Origin of the sequence: Saccharothrix sp. 6-C, from assembly GCF_016695385.1 — a bacterium.
Lineage (GTDB): Bacteria > Actinomycetota > Actinomycetes > Mycobacteriales > Pseudonocardiaceae > Actinosynnema > Actinosynnema texasense.
In genome coordinates, this window is sequence record NZ_CP064192.1 from 7,437,452 (window position 1) to 7,459,120 (window position 21,669).

Consider the following 21,669-nt stretch of genomic DNA (forward strand, 5'->3'; position numbering starts at 1 on the left):
GGTGGCAGACCTGCTGGGTGACCTGGCCGAGCTGCGCCGCCGGGCGCGGGAGGACCGGCACGCCTACTCGTTCCCGCTGCTGTTCTTCGGCGTCGCGTCGTTCCTGGCCGTGCCGCTGCACGCGCCGGGGTCGGCGTCGCGCGGGTTCGACGTGCGGCACCCAGTGGCGCTCGGCGTGTACTGGACGGCCGTCCTGGTGGTGGGCGGGCTCGCGACGGTGTGGTGGTACCGCGGACGTGGCGCGCGGGTGGGCATCGAGACGTCCACCGAGGGCTACCTCGGCGCGCTGGCGATCGGCCTGGGCGGCCCGGTGGTCGGCCTGGCCCTGGACCACCTGCCGTTCAGGTTCTCCTCGGGCACCGCGGTCGGGCTGATCGTGCTCGCCGCGGCGACCGTGCTGTGGCGGTGGAAGGCGCCGCGCGCGGCGACCCTGACGGCGGCCGTGCTGGGCACGGCGGTCCTCCAGCACGACCAGCCGGCGATCGGGCAGTTCATCGCCATCGGCCTCGGCCTGGTGGTGCTGGCGGCGGTGGAGCGCAGCACCCGGTTCACCACCATCACGGCGGCGTACCTGGTCGCGCTGTGCGTGTCCGCCGGCTTCACGCCACTGGAGGGCGTCACGCCCAGCACGTGGTCGTTGGGCAGCGTGGTCGTGCTGCCCGGGTTGGTGCTCGTCGTCGGCGGCTTGGCGGGTTTGCGGCGTGGCTGAGCACCCGACCGCGTCGCTGGACGACGTGGTGCACCAGAAGCACCGGCTGGGCATCCTCACCGTGGCGGCGGAGGCGAAGCGGGTCGAGTTCGGCTACCTGCGGTCGACCCTGGAGCTGACCGCGGGCAACCTGTCGCGGCACATCGCGGTGCTGGAGCAGGCCGGGCTGGTCTCGGTGGAGAAGGGGTACGACGGCAAGCGGCCCCGGACGTGGGTCCGGGTGACGGCGGCGGGCGTGACCGCGCTGGCGGCGGAGATGACGGCCCTGCGTGCGCTCGTCGAACGGCACGTAGCCTCGCGGGCATGAGCATCCACGACATCCCGCTGCGCACGCTGTCCGGTGAGCCGTCGAGCCTGGGCGAGTTGGCCGGCAAGGCGGTGCTGGTGGTGAACGTCGCCTCGAAGTGCGGGCTGACGCCCCAGTACCAGGGCCTGGAGCGGTTGCAGGAGCGGTACGCGGCCCAGGGGTTCTCCGTGGTCGGGTTCCCGTGCAACCAGTTCGCCGGGCAGGAGCCGGGCACGGCGGAGGAGATCGCCACGTTCTGCTCCACCACCTACGGCGTCACGTTCCCGCTGTTCGAGAAGGTCGAGGTGAACGGCCCGTCCCGGCACCCGCTGTACACCGAGCTGACGGCGTTCGCGGACACCGACGGCGCGGCCGGCGACGTGCAGTGGAACTTCGAGAAGTTCCTGCTGGCCCCGTCCGGCGAGGTCGTCGCGAGGTTCCGGCCGCGCACCGAGCCCGAGGACGAGGCCGTCGTCAAGGCGATCGAGGCCGTCCTGCCCTGACCAGGCGGGCGTGCGAGGCGGCCGTCCACCGCCTCCCACGCCCCAGGTCAGCACTCGATGACGTTCACGGCCAGGCCGCCGCGGGCCGTCTCCTTGTACTTGACCTTCATGTCCTTGCCCGTCTCACGCATGGTCTTGATGACCTTGTCCAAGGAGACGAAGTGCGAGCCGTCGCCGCGCAACGCCATCCGCGCCGCGGTGATCGCCTTGATCGACGCCAACGCGTTGCGCTCGATGCACGGGATCTGGACCAGTCCCCCGATCGGGTCGCACGTGAGCCCCAGGTTGTGCTCCATGGCGATCTCGGCCGCGTTCTCCACCTGCTCCGGCGTGCCGCCCATGACCTCGGCCAGCCCGCCCGCCGCCATCGAGCACGCCGAGCCGACCTCGCCCTGGCACCCGACCTCGGCGCCGGAGATCGAGGCGTTCTCCTTGAACAGCACGCCGACCGCGCCCGCCGTCAGCAGGAACCGCACCACGCCGTCGTCGGACGCGCCCGGCACGAAGCGGGTGTAGTAGTGCAGCACGGCGGGCACGATGCCGGCCGCGCCGTTGGTCGGCGCGGTCACCACGCGGCCGCCGGCGGCGTTCTCCTCGTTCACCGCCAACGCGAACAGCGTCACCCAGTCCATCACCCGCAACGGGTCGGTGGCGTAGTGCTCGGCGGTCATCCGCTGCCGCATCTCGGCCGCGCGCCGCCGCACCTTCAGGCCACCGGGCAGCACGCCGGTCTGCGTGCAGCCGCGCTCGACGCACTGCTGCATCACCTCCCAGATCCCCAGCAGCCCCGAGCGCACCGACCGCTCGTCGCGCCACGACAGCTCGTTGGCCAGCATGACCTCGCTGATCGACAGGCCGGTCTCCCGGCACCGCGCCAGCAGCTCGTCACCCGTCCGGAACGGGTGCGCGACCGGTGTCTCGTCGGCCTTGATCCGGTCGGCGCCGGTGGCCGTGTCGTCCACCACGAACCCGCCGCCGACGGAGTAGTACACCGCCGAGTCGACCACGGCGGCACCCGAGTGGGCGGTGAAGCTCATGCCGTTGGGGTGCAGCGGCAACGACTTGCGCCGGTGCATCACCAGGTCGGTGTCCTCGGTGAACGCGATCTCCCGCGCGCCGGCCAGCCGCAGCCGTCCCGTGGCGCGGATCTCCGCCACCCGCCGTTCGGCCTCTTCGGGGTCGACCTCCTCCGGCCGGGAGCCCTCCAGGCCGAGCAGCACCGCTTTGGGGCTGCCGTGCCCGTGCCCGGTCGCGCCGAGCGAGCCGAACAGCTCCACGTGCACCCGGTCGACCGAGGCCGCCGAGGGCCGAAGCCGTTGCGCGAACATCATCGCCGCGCGCATCGGGCCCACCGTGTGCGAGCTCGACGGTCCGATGCCCACGGAGAACAGGTCGAACACGCTGATCGCCATGACGTCAGTCCCCGGTCAGTTCCGCGTACTTCACCGCGGTCAGCAGCCCGGACGCGTCGGTCACGGCCACCTTGAACAGCCAACCGGCCCCGTACGGGTCGTTGTTGATCAACGAGGGGTCGCGCACGGCAGTCGGGTTGACCTCCACCACCTCGCCGCTGACCGGCGCGTACAGGTCGCTGACCGACTTGGTCGACTCCAGCTCGCCGCACACCTGGCCGGACGTCACCACGGCGCCCACCTCGGGCAGCTCCACGAACACGATGTCACCCAACGAGTCCGCCGCGTACGACGTGATGCCGACCGCCACGGGCTCTTGGGTACCCGGCGCCCAGTCCACCCACTCGTGTTCTGGCGTGTACAGCAGGTTGTCCGGATAAGTCACGACAGCGCTCCCTCACGGCAAGGTCCACCAGAGCCCCACTCTGTCCTGGGACCTGAGAGCTTCGCCGGGGTGTCGCGACGGCTGACCGTCGGTCCGACCCGGCTTGCACCGTGGGTGCGCGCGGTTGGGCGCGCTTTCCAGAGTCGCCTCACCCGAGCGGTTCTCGCTGCCTGAGAGTGTGCGGGGTACTTGCTCCTTCGGCGCCCCGGCACGTTCACCGAGGTCTCTCCCGCGCGGGTTCCGGCGCTCCTGGCGCGCCGCGGCCGATGTTCAGTTGGTTGGCCCGCACGCTAGGTGCCGGGCCCGACGGGTGTCAACGCGCCACCGGGCTTGTTCGATCAGCACAACGCCGAACCGGCCCGTTGGTGCCGGCGGCACGATGACACCGAATACCCGTTACCGGACCTTTGGTGTAACAACGGCCGAAGGAGCCCACCGTGCGGATCGCCGTCCCCCGTGAGATCAAGAACCACGAGTACCGCGTCGCGCTGACCCCGGCGGGCGCCCACGAGCTGACCCAGCGCGGCCACGACGTGGTGGTCGAGGCCGGCGCGGGCCTCGGTTCGGCCATCACCGACGAGGAGTACCTGGCCGCGGGCGCGAAGGTGCTGCCCGGCGCGGACGACGTGTGGGCCGAGGGCGACCTGGTGCTCAAGGTCAAGGAGCCGATCGCCGAGGAGTACCCGCGGCTGCGCAAGGGCCAGGTCCTGTTCACGTACCTGCACCTGGCCGCCGACCGGCCGCTGACGCAGGCGTTGCTGGACTCCGGCACCACCGCCGTCGCCTACGAGACCGTGCAGACGCCGAACGGCGCCCTGCCGCTGCTGGCGCCGATGTCCGAGGTGGCGGGCAGGCTCGCGCCGCAGGTGGGCGCGTACTCGCTGATGAAGCCGTCCGGCGGGCGCGGCGTGCTGCCCGGCGGCGTGCCGGGCGTGCACCCGGCGCGGGTGGTCGTGATCGGCGGCGGCGTGGCGGGCCTCAACGCGGCGGCGATCGCCGTCGGCATGGGCGCGGACGTGCAGGTCCTGGACACCAGCGTGGACCGGCTGCGCCACATCGACGCGCTCTACCAGGGCCGCCTGCGCACCGTGACGTCCAACCGGTACGCGGTCGAGGAGGCCGTCCGCGAGGCGGACCTGGTCATCGGCGCGGTGCTGGTGCCCGGCGCGAAGGCGCCGAAGCTCGTCGGCAACGACCTGGTGGCCGACATGAAGCCCGGCTCGGTCCTCGTGGACATCGCGATCGACCAGGGCGGCTGCTTCGCCGACTCGCGGCCGACCACGCACGCCGACCCGACCTACCAGGTGCACGACACCGTCTTCTACTGCGTGGCGAACATGCCCGGCGCCGTGCCGCGCACGTCGACCTACGCGCTGACCAACGTGACGCTGCCGTACGCCGTGGCGCTGGCCGACCTGGGCTGGGAGGCCGCGCTGCGGGCGGACGCGTCGCTGGCGCTCGGCCTGAACGCGCACGAGGGCCTGCTGACGAACCTGCCGGTCGCGCAGGCGCACGGGATGACCCACACGCCGGTCGACCTCTGACACCCCGCTACCGCGAAGGGCCCCGCTCACGTGCTGTGAGCGGGGCCCTTCGGTGAGAAAGACGGCCCGCTCAACCAGCCTGGGGGTCACTGGGAGCGGGCCGCGTGACCAATCTTAGCCGGGAACAGGGGTCCCTGCCCAGCGACCCCACCGATCCGGCGCACATTTCGCCCGGCGGTGGCGACACGCTGTGTGCGCGCTCAAGCAATCGAGTGAACTTGGGTGATAACGGGTAAGTCACGACGCCCTCGCGACCGATGCACAGGGCGGGAACCCCGCAGCTACGGAGCGGGGTCGTCCGCTCGCGCGGCGCTCCGCCGCGCCACCTCCGATCGGAGCGCAGATGGCTGAACCCGAGGGCTGGATCGACTGCCACGACCCGTTCGGGCGGGACCGGTCGATGACCGTGCTCGTCGAGGACGACCGAGTTCTGCTGGTCGCACCGCCCGGCGAGTCCGCTGTGATGTCGGTCACGCAGACGCGCAGGCTGCACCGCTTGCTCGACCAAGTCGCCGACAGGATGTGACCGGCGTGGACGAAGTGCTGCGGGCCGCCGTGCTGCGCCGGCTGGCGCTGCTGGACCAGGTCGCCGAGAGCGGCGCGGCGGACGCCCTGGTGCCGCTCGCGCGGTCCGAGATCCACCGCCTGGCCGACGGCTGGCGGCTGCTGTTGACCGTGCACCAACCCGATCCCGACGGCCGCTGCGGCGCGTGCCCCGGCATCCTGCGGCACAAGAAGTGGCCGTGCCAGGTGTGGACGATGGCCCACCAGCACCTCATCGGCGACGGTCTGCCGCACCGCGAACGCCGCCGCCCGTTGCGCACGTTGCGCCATTCGAAGGACGTCGAGACGACGACCGAGATACCGAGGGTCGCCTCGAAACCACGCCACGCCCTCCCCGAGTGACCCTCCTAGGGCAGGATGACGCCCGGTAGGAGTACTCGGGAGGGACGCGTGCACGACGGCACTGGCCGCATCGTGGTGCAGAACTTGACCAAGCAGTTCGGTCCGGTCGCAGCGGTGCAGAACCTCAGCTTCACAGTGGAACCCGGTTCGGTGACCGGCTTCCTCGGTCCCAACGGGGCCGGCAAGACGACGACGTTGCGCATGCTGCTCGGCCTGGTGACCCCGACCGCGGGCACCGGGCTGATCAACGGCAGGCCGTTCGCCCAGCTCGGCAACCCGGCCCGGGTGGTCGGCGCGGTGCTGGAGGCGCAGGGCTTCCACCCCAAGCGCACCGCGCGCAACCACCTGCGCGTCTACGCGGCCGCGATCGGGGTGCCCGACTCGCGCGCCGACCAGGTGCTCCAGCTGGTCGGGCTCGGCGCGGCGGCCGACCGCAACGCGGGCGGGTTCTCGCTCGGCATGAAGCAGCGGCTGGCCCTGGCCACCGCCCTGCTCGGCGACCCGCAGATCCTGGTGCTCGACGAGCCGGCCAACGGGCTGGACCCGGAGGGCATCGCGTGGCTGCGGACGTTCCTCCAGTCCTACGCGCGCAGCGGGCGGACCGTGCTGATCTCCAGCCACCTGCTGGCGGAGGTCGAGCAGACCGTCGACCAAGTGGTGATCGTCAGCCGCGGCCAGACCATGTACCAGGGGTCGCTCGACCAGCTGCGCGGCCGGCAGCAGGGTCGCGTGCTCGTGCAGCCGTCGGACACCGGCGCGCTGGTCGCGGCGCTGCGCGAGGACGGGGTCGCCGCGATCGAGCAGCTGCCGGACGGCCGCATCGCGGTCACCGGCGTGGCGGCCAAGCAGGTCGCCGACACGGCGTTGAAGGCGGGTGTGTCGGTGTACGGCATCCAGGAGGAGAAGGCCGACCTGGAACGGCTGTTCTTCCAGCTCACCAGCGGCCAGTACGCGGCGCCGGGCCAGTACGCCCAGCCCGTCGCCTACCAGCAGCAGCCGCCGCCCGGCTACCAGCAGCAGTACCAGGCGCCACCCCAGGGCTACCAGCAGCAGCCGGGCTACCAGCAGCCGTACCAGCAGCAACCCGGCTACCAGCAGCCCCCGCAGGACTACCAGCACTACCAACCGCCCGCACCGGGCCACGAGACGCCACCGCCGGGCTCCCAGCAGCCGGCGCAGGACAACCCCTACGGTCGGCAGTCCGGCCAGGACGGCCTCGGGGGCGGTGCGTGATGGGCAACCTGATCAAGTCCGAGTTCCGCAAGACCACCACCACGGGCCTGTGGTGGGGCCTGATGATCCCGACCGTGCTGCTCGCGTTCGGCTGGGCGCTCGGCACCGGGGCCATCTTCAAGACCGTGTCGGACTACATGGGCAGCTCCGACGCCGAGCAACTGGCCACGCTGCTCAACGTGGACCCGTCGCAGTGGCAGATGTCGGTGTTCGGGATCGCCCGCAGCATCAACGTGGCCACGATCTTCCCGATGATCTTCGGCGGCCTGGCGATCGCGAACGAGATCAACCGCAAGACGATCACCACCACGTTCCTGACCGCGCCCAACCGGGTCTCCGCGCTGGCCGCGAAGATGGTCGTCTACATCCTGTGGGGCGCGATCTACGGCATCGCGATCGTGGCGTCGGTGAGCATCGGCATCGCCCTGACCTCGAACGCGAGCTCGCTGCCGGACGCCGGCGGGTGGCTGGCGCTGGCCGGCGTCGGCGTCCTGTCGTCGATCCTGATGACGATGTTCGGCGTGGGCGTCGGCGCGCTGATGACCAGCGTCGTCGGCACCACCGTGGTGCTGCTGCTCTACATGCTGATCGTGGAGAACGGCATCCAGCTCGTGCTGGCGTCGCAGGGCCTGCCGGAGATCATCGGCTTCCTGCCCAACGGGGCGGTCAACGGCCTGACCGGCTCGGTGGCGTCCTCGCTGTTCCTGGCGAACGCCGGGGTCGTGCCGGAGGACCTGGTGGAGGGGCTGCGCGCGTTCGCCGGCGCGCTCGGCGCGTTCGACTGGTGGTTGAGCGGTTTGATCTTCCTCGTCTGGACGGCGTTGTTCTTCCTCGGCGGCTGGGCAGCTACTCAGCGCAAGGACATCACCTGATCGCGTGATCTTGATCGGCTGATGGAGGCCGCCCCGAAGGTTCGGGGCGGCCTTCGTCACATCCTGAAGGCCGACAGTGTCGGTGGTCCGACCTATGTTGGAAGTCGTGACTTCTCCCGACGGCTGGATCCGCAGACTCGCCAGGGCGTGCTGGCAGCACCGTGCGCTCGTGGTGCTGTCGGTGCTCGCCGCCGTCGTCGGCGTCGGGTTGCAGGCCGTCGGCCCGTTGCTGATCAAGGTCGCGGTCGACGACGCGATGGCAGGCCGCACGGACCGCCTGACCTGGCTCGCGATCGTCCTGGCCGGTCTGGAGCTGCTGACCTTCGGCACCGCGTTCGTGCGCCGGTACCTCGGCGGCCGGCTGGCCGTCGACGTGCAGCACGACCTGCGCCAGGCGGTGTTCGGCGCGGTGCAGCGGCTGGACGGGCCGAAGCAGGACGCGTTGCGCACGGGCCAGGTGGTGTCCCGCTCGATCACCGATCTCCAGCTGGTCAACAGCCTGCTGTCGATGACGCCGCTGGCGCTGGGCACGGTGGTGTTCGCGGTGGCGGCCGTCGTGGCGATGGTCTGGCTGTCGCCGCTGCTCACCGTGATCGCGCTGGTGATCATCCCCGCGGTCGGGGTGGTCGCGGCGCGCAGCAGGCTCACCCTCTTCCCGGCCACCTGGTCGGCGCAGCAGCGCGCGGCCGACGTGGCGCAGCACGTCGAGGAGACCGTCACCGGCGTGCGCGTGGTGAAGGGGTTCGGCCAGGAGGCCCGCGAGGTCTCCCGGCTGGAGTCCCGCGCCGGGCTCCTGTTCGCCGAGCGGATGCGCGCGGCCCGCCTGACCGCCCGCCCGTCCGCGACGTTGAACTCCCTGCCCTACCTCGGCCAGGTGGCGGTGCTGGCGCTCGGCGGCTGGATGGCGCTGCGCGGCGAGGTCACCCTCGGCACGTTCCTGGCGTTCGCGACGTACGTGGCCACCCTCGTCGGCCCGACCCGCCTGCTGGCGAGCCTGATGGTGACGGCCCAGCTGGCGCGGGCCGGCGTGGAGCGCGTGTACGAGCTGGTCGACTCCCAGCCGACGGTCGTGGACGGCGACCACGACGTGCCCGCCGGCCCGGTGGCCGTCGAGCTGCGGGACGTGACGTTCGGCTACACGCGCAGCGAGCCGGTGCTCTCGGGCGTGTCCCTGCGCGTGGAGCCGGGCGAGACCCTCGCGATCGTCGGCACGGCGGGCTCGGGCAAGTCGACGGTCTCGCTCCTGCTGCCCCGGTTCTACGACGTGCACGAGGGCGCGGTGTCCGTGGGCGGCGTGGACGTCCGAGACCTGCGCCTGACCTCGCTGCGCCGGACCGTGGGCACGGTGTTCGAGGAGGCGTTCCTCTTCTCCGACACCGTCCGCACCAACATCGCCTACGGGCTGCCGGACGCCTCCGACGAGCAGGTGGAGGCGGCGGCGCGGGCGGCCGAGGCGCACGAGTTCATCGCCGCCCTGCCGAACGGCTACGACACCGTCGTCGGCGAGCGCGGCCTGACCCTGTCCGGCGGTCAGCGCCAGCGCGTCGCCCTGGCCCGCGCCCTGCTCTCCGACCCGCGCGTGCTGGTGCTGGACGACGCGACCTCCGCCGTGGACAACGCCACCGAGGCGGCCATCCACCGCACGCTGGCCGCCGTGACCGCGGAGCGCACGACGCTGCTGATCGCGCACCGGCGGTCGTCGCTCACGCTGGCCGACCGCATCGCCGTGCTGGACGCGGGCCGGGTGGTCGACATCGGCACCCACGCCGAGCTTCAGGAGCGGTGCCGCCTCTACCGCGAGCTCCTCGCGGGTCCGGGCGAGGCGATCGAACAGGTCGACCCCCGTGCCGACGCCAGGCTCGAACCGGGCCCGGACGGCACGACCCCGGACCTCTGGCCCGAACCCGAGGGCGACGAGCTGGCCGTGCGCGCGGCGAACCGGGCCGTCGGCGCGGACACCTCCCGGGGCGGTGGCGGCTCGTCGGCGCTGGTGGGCGGCACCCCGCCGACCCCGGAGCTGATGGAGCGCGTGCACGCCCTGCCACCCGCCGAGGACGTGCCGACCCTGAACGGCGAGGACCCGCGCGCACCCGACCCGGGGTTCCGGCTGCGCACCCTGCTCCGCCCCGTGCGGTGGGCGATGCTGGGCGTGGCCGGCCTGCTCCTGATCGACACGGCGCTGGCCGTCGCCTCGCCGAACCTGGTGCGCCTGGGCATCGACCGGGGTGTCGTCGGCGGCCAGGCGGGTTGGCTCTGGGCAGCCGCCGGGATCAGCTTCGCCCTGGTGGTGATGGGCTGGGTGTCGGCCGCGGCGGGGACCGTCGTGACCTCCCGGCTCGGTGAGCGCCTGCTGTACCTGTTGCGCGTGCGCAGCTACGCCCACCTGCAACGACTGGGCCTGGACTACTACGAGCGCGAGATGGCCGGCCGGATCATGACCCGGATGACCACCGACGTGGACGCCCTGTCCAGCTTCCTGCAGACCGGTTTGACCACGTTCGCGATCAGCGTGCTGACCGTCGTGGGCATCGCCGTGGCCCTGGTCGTCACCGATCCGGGTCTCGCCCTGGTGGCCCTGGCCGTCCTGCCGATCCTGCTGGTCGCGACGGTGATCTTCCAACGGCTCTCGTCGGCGGCTTACGCGGAGGCGCGGGAACGCGTCAGCGCGGTCAACGCCGATCTCCAGGAGAACGTCTCGGGCCTGCGCGTCTCCCAGGCCTACACGCGGGAGGCGCGTTCGGCCGAGGCCTTCGCCGAGCGCAGCGACGCCTACCGCCGCTCGCGCATCCGGGCGCAGCGGTACATCGCCACCTACTTCCCGTTCCTGTCGCTGCTCTCGGGGGTGGCGCAGGCCGGGATCCTCGTGGTCGGCGCGTACCGGGTGGCGGAGGGCACCCTGTCCCCCGGCGTGCTGCTGGCGTTCGTGCTCTACCTGGGCTTGTTCTTCTCGCCGCTGTACCAGCTGTCGGGCGTGTTCGACGGCTACCAGCAGGCCAGGGTGGGCTTGAGCCGCATCGGCGAGCTGCTGCGCACCCCGACGACCGTCCCCCCGGCCGCCGACCCCGTGCCCGTGGCGCACCTGCGCGGCGAGGTGGAGCTGCGCGACGTCACGTTCGCCTACCAGGGCACCACCAGTCCCGCCGTCGAGGACATCTCGCTGCACGTCGCGCCCGGCGAGACCGTCGCCTTCGTCGGCGCGACCGGCGCGGGCAAGTCGACCCTGGTGAAGCTCGTGGCGAGGTTCTACGACGTCACCGAGGGCACCGTGCTGATCGACGGCGTGGACCTGCGCGCCTACGACTTGTCGGCGCTGCGCCAACGCCTCGGCATCGTCCCCCAGGAGGCGCACCTGTTCGGCGGCGACATCGCGGAGAACGTCGCCTACGGCAAGCCGGACGCCACCCGGGCCGAGATCGAGGCGGCGGTCCGGGCGGTCGGCGCCCTGCCCGTGGTCGCCGCCCTGCCCCACGCCTTCCACCAGCAAGTGGGCGAACGCGGCCAGGGCCTGTCCGCCGGCCAACGCCAACTGGTCGCCCTGGCCCGCGCCGAACTGGTGCAACCGACGATCCTGCTCCTCGACGAAGCCACGGCCGCCCTGGATCCCGCCACCGAGTCCGCGGTCCTGGCCGCCAACGACCACCTGTCCGGCGCGAGGACCACCTTCGTCGTCGCCCACCGCCTGGCCACCGCCGCCCGCGCCGACCGGATCGTGGTCCTGTCCGAGGGCCGGATCGTGGAACAAGGCACCCACACCGAGCTGCTTGCCGCCAAGAACCACTACGCCCGCCTCTGGTCGCACGGCGCCAACACCGAACCAGACCCGAGCGAACTGACCCCAAGCCACTGACCCGGCAGAGGACGCAAGGCGGCCACCGGGAGGGCCGGCCACGCTCGCCCCCACCTCAACCGACAACCCCGCCAAACTTTCCAACTCGGCAACTTTGCCAACTCGGCAAGTTTCGCTACTCTGGCCGCATGGCGACCGACCAAGGCGGACTGCGCGAACGCAAGAAGCGGCAGACGCGGTTCGCGTTGAGCCAGGCCGCCATCCGCCTCACGCTGGAACGCGGCTGGGACGACGTCTCGGTGGAGGACATCGCCGCCGCCGCGAACGTGTCGGAGCGGACCTTCCGCAACTACTTCGCCGGCAAGGCCGAAGCGATCGTCGCCACCCACGTCGAGCGCGGCCGGCGCACGGCCGAGGCCCTCGGCGACCGCCCGGCCGACGAACCGCTCTGGGACGCGCTCGTCAACGCCATCGTCGCCCAGTTCGAACCACCGCCGGGAAGCGACGGCACGGTGCCCGGCCCGCATCCCGCCGAACTCCCCGCCGGGTACCCCGCCGCACTCCAGAAGCTCCTCGCCGAACCAGCCGTCCAGTACGAGGTCTTCCGCGCCCACGCCACCGCCCAGGACGAGCTGACCGCCGCGATCGCCGACCGCACCGGCACCAGCGCCGACGACCTGTACCCGCAGCTCGTCTCCGCCGTGGTCAGCGCAGGCCTCGGCACCGCGCTCACCCGGTGGACCCAAGATCCCACGGGCTCCATCGCAGCCGTCCTGCGCGACGCCTTCGACCAGATCCGCACCGGCCTGCCCGACCCGCGCTGACCGAGCGCCTCGGACACCTCGGACCACGCCCGCCCGACGGGCTCCCAGTCATCCCCGAAACACCTGGCACACCCCCGAACCACTTGGCACATCTGCCAAGACAAGGAACGCGACCCATGGACGTGGTCATCGTCGGCGGCGGGCCGAACGGGCTCATGCTCGCCTGCGAGCTCGCCCTGGGAGGTGTCCGGCCGATCGTGCTGGAACGCCTCCTCGCCCCCAGCGCCGAACCCCGGTCGAACGGCCTGGTCGGTCAGGTCGTCCGCATGGTCGACCGCCGCGGCCTGCACGAACGGCTCAGCGGCCGGGCCGGTCCGCCCGTCCCCAACACCAGCTACTTCATGTTCGCCGCGATGCCGCTCGACCTCGGACTCCTCGCCGACAGCCCGATCTACAACCTCCCCGTGCCGGAACTGGACACCGTCCGGGTCCTCGAAGGACGCGCGACCGAGCTGGGTGTCGAGATCCGCCGCGGCCACGAGTTCACCGGTCTCGACCAGGATGCCGACGGCGTCACCCTCACCGTCGACGGCCCGGACGGGCCCTACGAGCTGCGCACCCGGTACGTCGTCGGCGCCGACAGCGCGCACAGCCCGGTCCGCAAGGCGGCCGGCATCGGCTTCCCGGGTGTCACCCACGACCGGTCGACCACGCGTGCCGCGCACGTCTCCGTGCCGTCGGAGTGGCTCGACCCCGCGACCGGCGCGCTGATCGTGCCGGGCCACGGCCCTGTCCTGCCGTTCCTGTCGGTGCGGACCGCGCGCGGCGGCTTCTCGTACGCACCCCTGCCGGGCCGGCCACCGCTGGTCGCCACGACGGAGTGGGACGAGCCGGCGGCGACCACTCCGATGAGCTTGGACGAGCTGCGCGCCAGCGTCGCCCGAGTGCTGGGCGCCGACGTCCCGCTCGACCCGCCACCCGGCCCCGGCCCGCACGTGCTGCGCAGGCTCGACGGCGGCAACACCAGGGTCGCCGAGCGGTACCGGGACGGGCGGGTGTTCCTCGTCGGGGACGCCGCGCACGTCTTCGCCGCCGGCGGCACCGGGCTCAACCTCGGCCTCCAGGACTCGATCAACCTGGGTTGGAAGCTCGCGGCGGCGGTCAACGGCGGCGTCGACGTCCTCGACACCTACGAGGCCGAACGCCGCCCGGTGGCCGACCGGACCATCACCTACTCGCGGGCCCAGGCCGCGCTGCTGTCGCCGGGCGAGGACGTCACCGGGCTGCGCGACCTGTTCGGCGAGCTGCTCACCCAACCGGGTGTCGTGCGGGTGGTGGCCGCCCTGGTCGCCGGCGCGGACGTCCGCTACCCGGTCGGTGACGACGCCCACCCGCTGGCGGGCCTGCCCGCCCCCGACCTCGACCTGCGCACGCCGGACGGCACGGTCCGCCTCGCCGAGCTGGTCAGGTCGGCCCGACCGCTGCTGATCGACCTGACCGGGACCGGCGCCCTGCGCGTCGACGGCGTCGAAGTCGTCCGCGCCGAGGCCGACACCGACGTCACCGCGCTGCTGCTGCGCCCGGACTCCTACGTGGCGTGGGCGTCGAGCGACGAGCGCCCGGACCAGGCCGGACTCCGCTCCGCCGCCACCCGCTGGTTCGGCAACCCCTGACCAGCCCTCCACACCGTCCCACCCGACGAGGCAACCCCGCAGGCTTCCACACCTGCGGGGCCGTGGAGCCGATCGCCCGGACCCGAGGCCTGCCGATCAGCCCTCGACGAGCAGTTCGTCCAGCTGCTCGTACCCCTCGACGACCCCGGTCTCCATGCCGCTGGCCATCGCCGCGTCCCGCCCTTCGGTCGTCTCGAACACGCTGATCGCGTGCAGCCGCGTCCGCCCGCCCCCGAGGTCCTCGAACGTCACCGTCTCCAGGCACACGCCGTCCGGGAAGCCCTCGAACGTGAACGTCTGCACGATCCGCTCGCCGGGCCGCACCTCGTGGAACGAGCCGTAGAACCGGTACTCCTCGTCACCGCGGGTGTGCGCGTACCGGTACGCACCGCCGGTCGTCGCGTCCCACCGGTCCACCCGCATGGTCACCGAGCGCGGCCCCAGCCACCTGACCACCAGCTCGGGGTCGACGTGCGCGCGGAACACGGCGTCCACCGGGGCGTCGAACTCCCGGGTGATGTGGATGGTGGGCAACGCCGGGTCGGCGCTGATCGCGGTCTCGGGGTGCTTGGTCGTGATCATGATGCTTCTCCTTCGGCTCGGGTCTGCTCGGTGTCGTCCTCGGCCGCCAGCTCGGCGAGCACGGCGTCCAGTCGCTGGTAGCGCCGCTCCGCCTCCTGCCGGTAGCGCTCGATCCACTTCGTCATCAGGTCGAACACCTCCGCCTCGAGGTGGACGGGCCGCCGTTGCGCCTGCTTGCTGCGACTGACGAGCCCGGCGTCCTCGAGCACCTTGAGGTGCTTCGACACGGCTTGCACGGTCACGGAGTACGGCCCGGCCAACTCGTTCACCGTCGCGTCGCCCACCGCCAGCCGCGCCACCATGTCGCGCCGGATCGGGTCGGCCAGGGCCGAGAAGACCCGCGACAACTGGTCGTCCACCGCCATCTCCTTACTCAACCTCTCGGTTGAACAAACCATACGAGCCCCGCCGCACGAAGTCAACCAGATGGTTGAAAGCACAGGTCAGGACCACCCAGGACACCACGTTTCAGCCCTCTGAACACCTCACACCCCGCCGGCTCCCACCGTGCGCACAACTACTCCGAGTCGACGCACCACCGCGGGTGTGACGGGCTTAACCTCAAGTCATGCTCAAGCACCCATAACACGGACCGATCACCTGACCGATTCTGTGAGAGAACACTCGGTGCGCTGCCCCTCCTGTGTGTGAACTGCACCAGACGGGGGACTAGCCTGACCATGAGTGAGTCATTACCAAGAGCGAGATGGATAGAGGCGAGCGCCAGCCGTGTCCAGCAGCAGTCCTGCTTCTCAGTTCGGCCCCAATGAGTGGCTGGTCGAGGAGATGTACGAGCAGTTCCTCGCCGATCCGTCGTCCGTGGACCCGGCCTGGCACGACTTCTTCGCCGACTACAAGTCGACGCAGCGGTCGGGCAACGGGGCGACGGGGGCCGCGGAGAACGGCACCACGACCGCCACCAAGACCGCTCCGGCCCAGGCCGCGCCGCCCGCCGCGACCACCGCCGCGGCGTCGACCGCGCAACCGCCGCAGCAGCAGCCGAAGAGCCAGGCAGCCCAGCCCGGGACGACGGCTCAGCCGGCCCAGAAGCCCGCGGCCAAGCCCGCCGCCAAGCCCGCACCCGCCCAGGCCGCCAAGGCCGCGCCGGTGCAGCCGGTCAAGGGCGAGGAGCAGAAGCAGCTGCGCGGCGCCGCCGCCGCCATCGCGAAGAACATGGAGCTCTCGCTCACCGTTCCGACCGCGACGAGCGTGCGCGCCGTGCCCGCCAAGCTGCTGGCCGACAACCGCATCGTGATCAACAACCACCTCAAGCGCACCCGCGGTGGGAAGGTCTCCTTCACCCACCTCATCGGGTACGCGGTGGTGCGGGCGCTCAAGGCGTACCCGAACATGAACCGGCACTTCGGCGAGGTCGACGGCAAGCCGTTCGTGATCACGCCGGAGCACGTGAACTTCGGCCTGGCGATCGACCTGCCCGGCAAGGACGGCGCGCGCACGCTGGTCGTCGCCTCGATCAAGGGCTGCGAGAACATGACGTTCACGCAGTTCTGGCAGGCCTACGAGGACCTGATCCGCAAGGCGCGGACCGGCTCGCTGACCACCGAGGACTTCTCCGGCACCACCATCTCGCTGACCAACCCCGGCACCATCGGCACCAACCACTCGGTGCCGCGCCTGCAGGCCGGTCAGGGCACGATCATCGGCGTCGGCGCGATGGAGTACCCGGCGCACTTCCAGGGCACCAGCGAGCAGGCCCTGACCGACATGGGCGTCAGCAAGGTCATCACGCTGACCTCCACGTACGACCACCGCGTCATCCAGGGCGCGGAGTCCGGCGAGTTCCTGCGCCGCATCCACCAGCTCCTGCTGGGCGAGGACGGCTTCTACGACGACGTCTTCACGTCGCTGCGGCTGCCGTACGAGCCGATCCGCTGGGTCGCCGACATCCCCGAGGGCGCGGTCGACAAGACGGCCCGCGTGATCGAGCTGATCGACGCGTTCCGCACCCGCGGCCACCTGATGGCCGACACGGACCCGCTGAACTACCGCCAGCGCAGCCACCAGGACCTCGACGTCCTGTCGCACGGCCTGACCCTGTGGGACCTGGACCGGGAGTTCCCGGTCGGCGGGTTCGCGGGCCAGGAGCGGATGCGGCTGCGCGACATCCTCGGCGTGCTGCGCAACTCGTACTGCCGCACGGTCGGCGTCGAGTACATGCACATCCTCGACCCGGAGGAGCGCCTCTGGATCCAGGAGCGCGTCGAGGTCCCGCACGAGAAGCCGCCGGCCACCGTGCAGAAGTACATCCTGTCGAAGCTCAACGCCGCCGAGGCGTTCGAGACCTTCCTGCAGACCAAGTACGTCGGCCAGAAGCGGTTCTCGCTCGAAGGCGGCGAGACGGTCATCCCGCTGCTCGACGCGGTGCTCGACAAGGCCGCCGAGCACGAGATCGACGAGGTCGTCATCGGCATGCCGCACCGCGGCCGGCTGAACGTGCTGGCGAACATCGTCGGCAAGCCGATCTCGCAGATCTTCCGCGAGTTCGAGGGCAACCTCGACCCCGGCCAGGCGCACGGCTCCGGCGACGTCAAGTACCACCTGGGCGCCGAGGGCAAGTACTTCCGGATGTTCGGCGACGGCGAGACGAAGGTGTCGCTCACCGCGAACCCGTCGCACCTGGAAGCCGTGGACCCGGTCCTCGAAGGCATCGTCCGGGCCAAGCAGGACATGCTGGACAAGGGCGGCGAGGGCTTCACCGTGCTGCCCGTCGCGCTGCACGGCGACGCCGCGTTCGCGGGCCAGGGCGTGGTCGCCGAGACGCTGAACCTGGCGCTGGTGCGCGGCTACCGCACCGGCGGCACGGTGCACGTGGTCGTGAACAACCAGGTCGGCTTCACCACCGCGCCCGAGCACTCGCGCTCGTCGAAGTACTCGACCGACGTGGCGAAGATGATCGGCGCGCCGGTGTTCCACGTCAACGGCGACGACCCCGAGGCGTGCTACTGGGTCGCCAAGCTCGCGGTGGAGTACCGGCAGGCGTTCAACAAGGACGTCGTGATCGACATGGTCTGCTACCGCCGCCGCGGCCACAACGAGGGCGACGACCCCTCGATGACGCAGCCGGCGATGTACGACGTGATCGACACCAAGCGCTCGGTGCGCAAGACCTACACCGAGTCCCTGATCGGCCGCGGCGACATCTCCGTCGAAGAGGCCGAGAAGGCGCTGCAGGACTTCTCCTCGCAGCTGGAGCACGTCTTCAACGAGGTCCGGGAGCTGGAGAAGCACCCGATCAAGACCTCGCCGTCGATCGAGGAGGAGCAGCAGGTCCCGACCAAGCTGCCCACCGGCGTCGACCGGTCGATCATCGAGCGGATCGCCGACGCGCACGTGAACCTGCCCGAGGGCTTCACCCCGCACCCGCGGGTCAAGCCGGTGCTGGAGCGGCGCGCCAAGATGGCCCGCGAAGGCGGCATCGACTGGGCGTTCGCCGAGCTGCTCGCGTTCGGGTCGCTGGTGCTGGAGGGCCGCACGGTCCGACTGGCCGGTCAGGACTCGCGGCGCGGCACGTTCGTGCAGCGGCACGCCACCCTGGTGGACCGCAAGCGGTCCGAGGAGTACACCCCGCTGCAGAACCTGGCCGAGAGCCAGGGCAAGTTCATGGTGTACGACTCGGTGCTGTCGGAGTTCGCGGCGCTCGGCTTCGAGTACGGCTACTCGGTGGCCAACCCCGACGCGCTGGTGCTGTGGGAGGCGCAGTTCGGCGACTTCGTCAACGGCGCGCAGCCGATCATCGACGAGTTCATCTCGTCCGGTGAGGCGAAGTGGGGCCAGGTGTCCGACGTGGTGCTGCTGCTGCCTCACGGTCACGAGGGCCAGGGCCCGGACCACACATCCGGCCGGATCGAGCGGTTCCTCCAGCTGTGCGCGGAGGGCTCGATGACGATCGCGGTGCCGTCCACCCCGGCGAACTACTTCCACCTGCTGCGGCGGCACGCGCTGGACGGCGTGAACCGCCCGCTGGTGGTGTTCACGCCGAAGTCGATGCTGCGCCTGAAGGCCGCGATCAGCCCGGTCGAGGCGTTCGTGGAGGACAAGTTCCAGTCGGTGATCGACGACCCGACCGGCATCGACCCGAGCGCGGTGCGCAAGGTCCTGCTGTGCAGCGGCAAGATCTACTACGAGCTGCTGGCCGAGCAGGAGAAGCGGGGCGCCAAGGACGTCGCCGTGGTGCGCGTCGAGCAGCTGTACCCGGTGCCGGCGCGCAAGCTGACCGCCGCCCTGGACCGCTACCCGAACGCCACCGAGGTCCGCTGGGTCCAGGAGGAGCCGGCGAACCAGGGCGCGTGGCCGTTCTTCGGGCTGGCGCTGCCCGAGCTGCTGCCGTCGCGGTTCGTGGTGAAGCGCGTGTCGCGCCGCCCGATGGCCGCGCCGTCGGCGGGTTCGTCCAAGGTGCACGAGGTCGAGCAGCGCGAGCTGATCGCGAAGGCGTTCGAGTAGGGATCGATCGTTCGCGCCGAGCCGTCGAGACTCCCGGGTCTCGGCGGCTCGGCCTGTTGGCGGAGGAAAACCGTGTACTTCACCGATCGCGGCATCGAGGAACTGGAGTCCCGCCGGGGCGAGGAGGAGGTCACGTTCGCGTGGCTGGCCGACAAGCTCCGGGCGTTCGTCGACCTGAACCCGGACTTCGAGACGGCCGTCGAACGCCTGGCCACCTACCTGGCGCGGGACGACGAGGACGTCGAGGACTGACCGTCCACGCCGCACCGGGCGGCGGACCGCGGCCCGCCGCCTCGCGTTCGCCGGTCACCGCTACCAGGCGTACGCCTCCGGTGCGGGGTTGGGGCCGTTCGGGCCCGGGGCCGGGAAGAGGTCGTCCAGGGTGGCGAGGACTTCCGCGTCGAGCTTGAGCTCGGTGGACCGCAGGGAGCCGTCCAGCTGCTCCCGGGTGCGGGGGCCGATGATCGGTGCGGTGACGCCTTCCTGGTGCAGGAGCCAGGCCACGCCGAGGTGGGCCGGGTCCTCGCCGAGGTCCGCCGACAGCTTCTCGTAGGCCTCGATCGCGTCCCGGCGCTTCTCCAGCACCTCCAGGCTGCGGCCCGTCGTGCCGCGCGACCCGCCGCCCTCGCGCTGCTTGCGCAGGACGCCGCCGAGCAGCCCGCCGCCCAGCGGCGACCACGGGATCACGCCGACGCCGTAGTGGCGTGCCGCCGGCAGCACTTCCAGCTCCACGAACCGGTTGACCAGGTTGTAGATCGACTGCTCGCTGACCAGCCCCAGGAAGTGCCGCTCGCGCGCCGCCTCCTGCGCCTGCGCGATGTGCCACCCGGCGAAGTTGGACGACCCGAAGTAGATCACCTTCCCCTGCTGCCGCAGCACGGAGAAGGCCTCCCAGATCTCGTCCCACGGCGTGGCCCGGTCCACGTGGTGCATCTGGAACAGGTCGATGTAGTCGGTCTGCAACCGCCGCAGCGACGCGTCCGCGGCCCGCCGGATGTGCAGGGCGGACAGCCGCTTCTCGTTCGGCCAGTCACCCATGTCGCCGTACAGCTTGGTGGCGAGCACGGTCTTCTCCCGCCGACCACCGCCCTGCGCGAACCACCGGCCGATGATCTTCTCGGTCACGCCCTCGCCCCGCTGCCACCCGTAGACGTCGGCGGTGTCGAAGAAGTTGATGCCGTGCTCGTGGGCCCGGTCCATGATCGTGTGGCTGTCGGCCTCGGACGTCTCCGGGCCGAAGTTCATCGTGCCCAGGCACAGTCGGGACACGGACAGGCCGGAACGGCCGAGCTGGGTGTACTCCATGCGACCAGCCTGCACCAGAACGATCCTCACGACCACCCGGCGACCACGTCCACCGCGAACTGGCCGATCGGCAGGGCCGGGCCGGGTCCGCGGTCACCGTCGACCCCGTCGACGATCCGGCAGACGCCGTAGACCAGGACGAGCAGCGGCGCGGCGACGGACTCGGGGCGTTCGATCGTTGTCATGCCGTGGACCCTGCGGAACTCGCGGTCGGAGCTGGTCGCTCGCGCGAGCGGCCTCCCGCAGCGGGAGGGGCGAGGTAGGCGCGGGTCGAGGACTCCAGCGCGGCCACGCACGCGGCGACCACCGGATGCCCGCCCGCGCCGCGGCGGTAGGCGATGCGGGTGCGGCGGTGGACGTCCAGCGGCACCAGGCGGACGTCGGCCGGCGGGCGGGTCGCGCCCAGCTCGGGCACGAGCGCGACGCCCTGCCCGGCGGCGACGAGGGCGAGCACGGCGGTGAAGTCGTCGGCGTGGTGGCGCACCCCGGCGGTGAAACCGGCCGCCTGGCAGACCCTCATCGCCACGGTGTGGCACAGCGTGCCGGGGCTGCCCACGATCCACGCCGCGTCACGCGTGCTCGCGATCGCGTCTTCGGGCCGACCACCGGGCCGACCACCCGGCCGGTCGTCGGGCGGGCCGTCGGGTGGGCCGTCGGCGGGCACCGCGAGGAACACCTTCTCGTCCAGCAGCCGCACCGAGTCCACGCCGGGGTCGGACTCGACCGGCGCGATGTCGTAGTCGTGCCACAGCGCCACGTCCAACCGCCCGTCGCGCAACGCGTCCGGCATGTCGACCGGGTCCAGCTCGGTGACCATCAGGTCGAGCGCCGGGTGGTCGCGGCCCAGCGCGACCAGCGCGGCCGGCAGCAGGGTCGGCACGGCGCTGGGGAACGCGCCGATCCGCACCGCGCCGGACAGGCCGGTGCGCGCGGCGGCCAGCGTGGCGGTCGCCGCTTCGAGGGCGGCCAGGATCGTCTCGGCGTGCCGGACGAGCGCGGTGGCGGCGGGCGTGAGGGTCACGCCGCGGCCGGTGTGCTCCAGCAGCGGCACGCCCGCTTCGCGTTGCAGGGCGGCGAGCTGCTGCGACACGGCGGAGGCCGTGTAGGCGTGGGCGCGGGCGACGGCGGCGATCGTGCCCAGTCGGGCCAGGTCGCGCAGGAGCCGCAGGCGGCGGACGTCGAGCATCAGTTCAGCTTACGGTTGCCGTGAGGAACACGAACTGGTGCTTCACGGTTCGGCCGGGCAC

At 71.6% G+C, this 21,669-nt stretch carries 20 protein-coding genes and 1 riboswitch; of the genes, 13 read left to right on the forward strand and 7 right to left on the reverse strand.

Going from position 1 to position 21,669, the window contains the following annotated elements; translation table 11 throughout:
* The first annotated feature begins 1 nt into the window (after position 1).
* From IOD16_RS31835 to IOD16_RS31845, 3 genes are read left to right on the forward strand one after another with little or no spacing between them, the layout of a single operon-like run.
* Positions 2 to 709, forward strand: coding sequence for a hypothetical protein (locus IOD16_RS31835; RefSeq protein ID WP_201437476.1), 708 nt, complete (start codon positions 2 to 4; stop codon positions 707 to 709).
* Positions 702 to 1,016: a transcriptional regulator gene (locus IOD16_RS31840; RefSeq protein WP_201437477.1), complete on the forward strand. Its 315-nt coding sequence runs from the start codon at positions 702 to 704 to the stop codon at positions 1,014 to 1,016. Before IOD16_RS31835 ends, IOD16_RS31840 begins: the two co-directional genes overlap by 8 nt.
* Complete coding sequence (locus tag IOD16_RS31845) at positions 1,013 to 1,498, forward strand: glutathione peroxidase (RefSeq protein ID WP_123745603.1); 486 nt, start codon at positions 1,013 to 1,015, stop codon at positions 1,496 to 1,498. Before IOD16_RS31840 ends, IOD16_RS31845 begins: the two co-directional genes overlap by 4 nt.
* Positions 1,499 to 1,545: 47 nt before the next feature.
* Here IOD16_RS31845 and IOD16_RS31850 read toward each other — a convergent pair whose 3' ends face one another.
* On the reverse strand, positions 1,546 to 2,910 hold the full coding sequence (locus IOD16_RS31850) for an L-serine ammonia-lyase (protein ID WP_201437478.1): 1,365 nt from the start codon (positions 2,908 to 2,910) through the stop codon (positions 1,546 to 1,548).
* A 4-nt stretch (positions 2,911 to 2,914) separates the two neighbouring features.
* On the reverse strand, positions 2,915 to 3,295 hold the full coding sequence (gene gcvH, locus IOD16_RS31855; RefSeq protein WP_201437479.1) for a glycine cleavage system protein GcvH: 381 nt from the start codon (positions 3,293 to 3,295) through the stop codon (positions 2,915 to 2,917).
* Between the two features lie 147 nt (positions 3,296 to 3,442).
* Positions 3,443 to 3,537: riboswitch (glycine riboswitch) on the reverse strand.
* Positions 3,538 to 3,732: 195 nt separating this feature from the next.
* Here gcvH and ald point away from each other — a divergent pair.
* From ald to IOD16_RS31895, 8 genes are all read left to right on the forward strand, one after another.
* The gene (gene ald, locus IOD16_RS31860) at positions 3,733 to 4,839 is read left to right on the forward strand and encodes an alanine dehydrogenase (protein WP_123745592.1); all 1,107 of its coding nucleotides are present in this window, start codon (positions 3,733 to 3,735) and stop codon (positions 4,837 to 4,839) included.
* A gap of 343 nt (positions 4,840 to 5,182) precedes the next feature.
* Entirely contained in the window at positions 5,183 to 5,365 is a 183-nt protein-coding gene (locus IOD16_RS31865; protein ID WP_123745591.1) for a hypothetical protein, read from the forward strand.
* 5 nt (positions 5,366 to 5,370) lie between these two features.
* Positions 5,371 to 5,745 (forward strand): hypothetical protein, encoded by a 375-nt coding sequence (locus IOD16_RS31870; protein ID WP_123748339.1) that lies wholly within the window; start codon positions 5,371 to 5,373, stop codon positions 5,743 to 5,745.
* 48 nt (positions 5,746 to 5,793) lie between these two features.
* Complete coding sequence (locus IOD16_RS31875) at positions 5,794 to 6,978, forward strand: ABC transporter ATP-binding protein (RefSeq protein WP_201437480.1); 1,185 nt, start codon at positions 5,794 to 5,796, stop codon at positions 6,976 to 6,978.
* Entirely contained in the window at positions 6,978 to 7,850 is an 873-nt protein-coding gene (locus IOD16_RS31880) for an ABC transporter permease subunit (protein WP_170185216.1), read from the forward strand. Before IOD16_RS31875 ends, IOD16_RS31880 begins: the two co-directional genes overlap by 1 nt.
* Positions 7,851 to 7,944: 94 nt before the next feature.
* Complete coding sequence (locus IOD16_RS31885) at positions 7,945 to 11,697, forward strand: ABC transporter ATP-binding protein (RefSeq protein ID WP_201437481.1); 3,753 nt, start codon at positions 7,945 to 7,947, stop codon at positions 11,695 to 11,697.
* 128 nt (positions 11,698 to 11,825) lie between these two features.
* Complete coding sequence (locus IOD16_RS31890) at positions 11,826 to 12,461, forward strand: TetR/AcrR family transcriptional regulator (RefSeq protein ID WP_123745587.1); 636 nt, start codon at positions 11,826 to 11,828, stop codon at positions 12,459 to 12,461.
* A gap of 116 nt (positions 12,462 to 12,577) precedes the next feature.
* The gene (locus tag IOD16_RS31895; RefSeq protein WP_201437482.1) at positions 12,578 to 14,074 is read left to right on the forward strand and encodes an FAD-dependent monooxygenase; all 1,497 of its coding nucleotides are present in this window, start codon (positions 12,578 to 12,580) and stop codon (positions 14,072 to 14,074) included.
* 96 nt (positions 14,075 to 14,170) lie between these two features.
* Here IOD16_RS31895 and IOD16_RS31900 read toward each other — a convergent pair whose 3' ends face one another.
* Both IOD16_RS31900 and IOD16_RS31905 read right to left on the reverse strand, forming a co-directional pair.
* Positions 14,171 to 14,656 (reverse strand): SRPBCC family protein, encoded by a 486-nt coding sequence (locus tag IOD16_RS31900; RefSeq protein WP_123745585.1) that lies wholly within the window; start codon positions 14,654 to 14,656, stop codon positions 14,171 to 14,173.
* A complete protein-coding gene (locus tag IOD16_RS31905) occupies positions 14,653 to 15,015 on the reverse strand; it encodes an ArsR/SmtB family transcription factor (RefSeq protein ID WP_123748338.1) in 363 nt (120 codons plus the stop codon). Before IOD16_RS31905 ends, IOD16_RS31900 begins: the two co-directional genes overlap by 4 nt.
* Positions 15,016 to 15,385: 370 nt before the next feature.
* Between IOD16_RS31905 and IOD16_RS31910 the strand changes: the two genes are divergently transcribed.
* Positions 15,386 to 19,117, forward strand: coding sequence for a multifunctional oxoglutarate decarboxylase/oxoglutarate dehydrogenase thiamine pyrophosphate-binding subunit/dihydrolipoyllysine-residue succinyltransferase subunit (locus IOD16_RS31910; protein WP_201437484.1), 3,732 nt, complete (start codon positions 15,386 to 15,388; stop codon positions 19,115 to 19,117).
* A 72-nt stretch (positions 19,118 to 19,189) separates the two neighbouring features.
* Positions 19,190 to 19,369: a DUF6104 family protein gene (locus IOD16_RS31915; protein WP_123745583.1), complete on the forward strand. Its 180-nt coding sequence runs from the start codon at positions 19,190 to 19,192 to the stop codon at positions 19,367 to 19,369.
* Between the two features lie 60 nt (positions 19,370 to 19,429).
* Here the strand turns inward: IOD16_RS31915 and IOD16_RS31920 are convergent, their stop codons facing one another.
* The 3 genes from IOD16_RS31920 to IOD16_RS31930 are packed head-to-tail and all read right to left on the reverse strand — an operon-like array spanning position 19,430 to position 21,608.
* Positions 19,430 to 20,422: an aldo/keto reductase gene (locus IOD16_RS31920; protein ID WP_201437485.1), complete on the reverse strand. Its 993-nt coding sequence runs from the start codon at positions 20,420 to 20,422 to the stop codon at positions 19,430 to 19,432.
* Between the two features lie 26 nt (positions 20,423 to 20,448).
* Positions 20,449 to 20,607, reverse strand: a complete 159-nt coding sequence (locus tag IOD16_RS31925; protein ID WP_201437486.1) for a hypothetical protein — start codon at positions 20,605 to 20,607, stop codon at positions 20,449 to 20,451.
* On the reverse strand, positions 20,604 to 21,608 hold the full coding sequence (locus tag IOD16_RS31930; protein WP_201437487.1) for a LysR family transcriptional regulator: 1,005 nt from the start codon (positions 21,606 to 21,608) through the stop codon (positions 20,604 to 20,606). The genes IOD16_RS31925 and IOD16_RS31930 overlap by 4 nt, the downstream gene beginning before the upstream one ends.
* Between the last annotated feature and the right edge of the window lie 61 nt (positions 21,609 to 21,669).

Coding starts and splice junctions, on each gene's coding strand:
- IOD16_RS31845 (WP_123745603.1), top strand. CDS start 1,013: ATGAGCATCCACGACATCCCGCTGCGCACGCTGTCCGGTGAGCCGTCG.
- IOD16_RS31850 (WP_201437478.1), bottom strand. CDS start 2,910: ATGGCGATCAGCGTGTTCGACCTGTTCTCCGTGGGCATCGGACCGTCG.
- IOD16_RS31865 (WP_123745591.1), top strand. CDS start 5,183: ATGGCTGAACCCGAGGGCTGGATCGACTGCCACGACCCGTTCGGGCGG.
- IOD16_RS31880 (WP_170185216.1), top strand. CDS start 6,978: ATGGGCAACCTGATCAAGTCCGAGTTCCGCAAGACCACCACCACGGGC.
- IOD16_RS31885 (WP_201437481.1), top strand. CDS start 7,945: ATGTTGGAAGTCGTGACTTCTCCCGACGGCTGGATCCGCAGACTCGCC.
- IOD16_RS31890 (WP_123745587.1), top strand. CDS start 11,826: ATGGCGACCGACCAAGGCGGACTGCGCGAACGCAAGAAGCGGCAGACG.
- IOD16_RS31895 (WP_201437482.1), top strand. CDS start 12,578: ATGGACGTGGTCATCGTCGGCGGCGGGCCGAACGGGCTCATGCTCGCC.
- IOD16_RS31900 (WP_123745585.1), bottom strand. CDS start 14,656: ATGATCACGACCAAGCACCCCGAGACCGCGATCAGCGCCGACCCGGCG.
- IOD16_RS31920 (WP_201437485.1), bottom strand. CDS start 20,422: ATGGAGTACACCCAGCTCGGCCGTTCCGGCCTGTCCGTGTCCCGACTG.
- IOD16_RS31925 (WP_201437486.1), bottom strand. CDS start 20,607: ATGACAACGATCGAACGCCCCGAGTCCGTCGCCGCGCCGCTGCTCGTC.
- IOD16_RS31930 (WP_201437487.1), bottom strand. CDS start 21,608: ATGCTCGACGTCCGCCGCCTGCGGCTCCTGCGCGACCTGGCCCGACTG.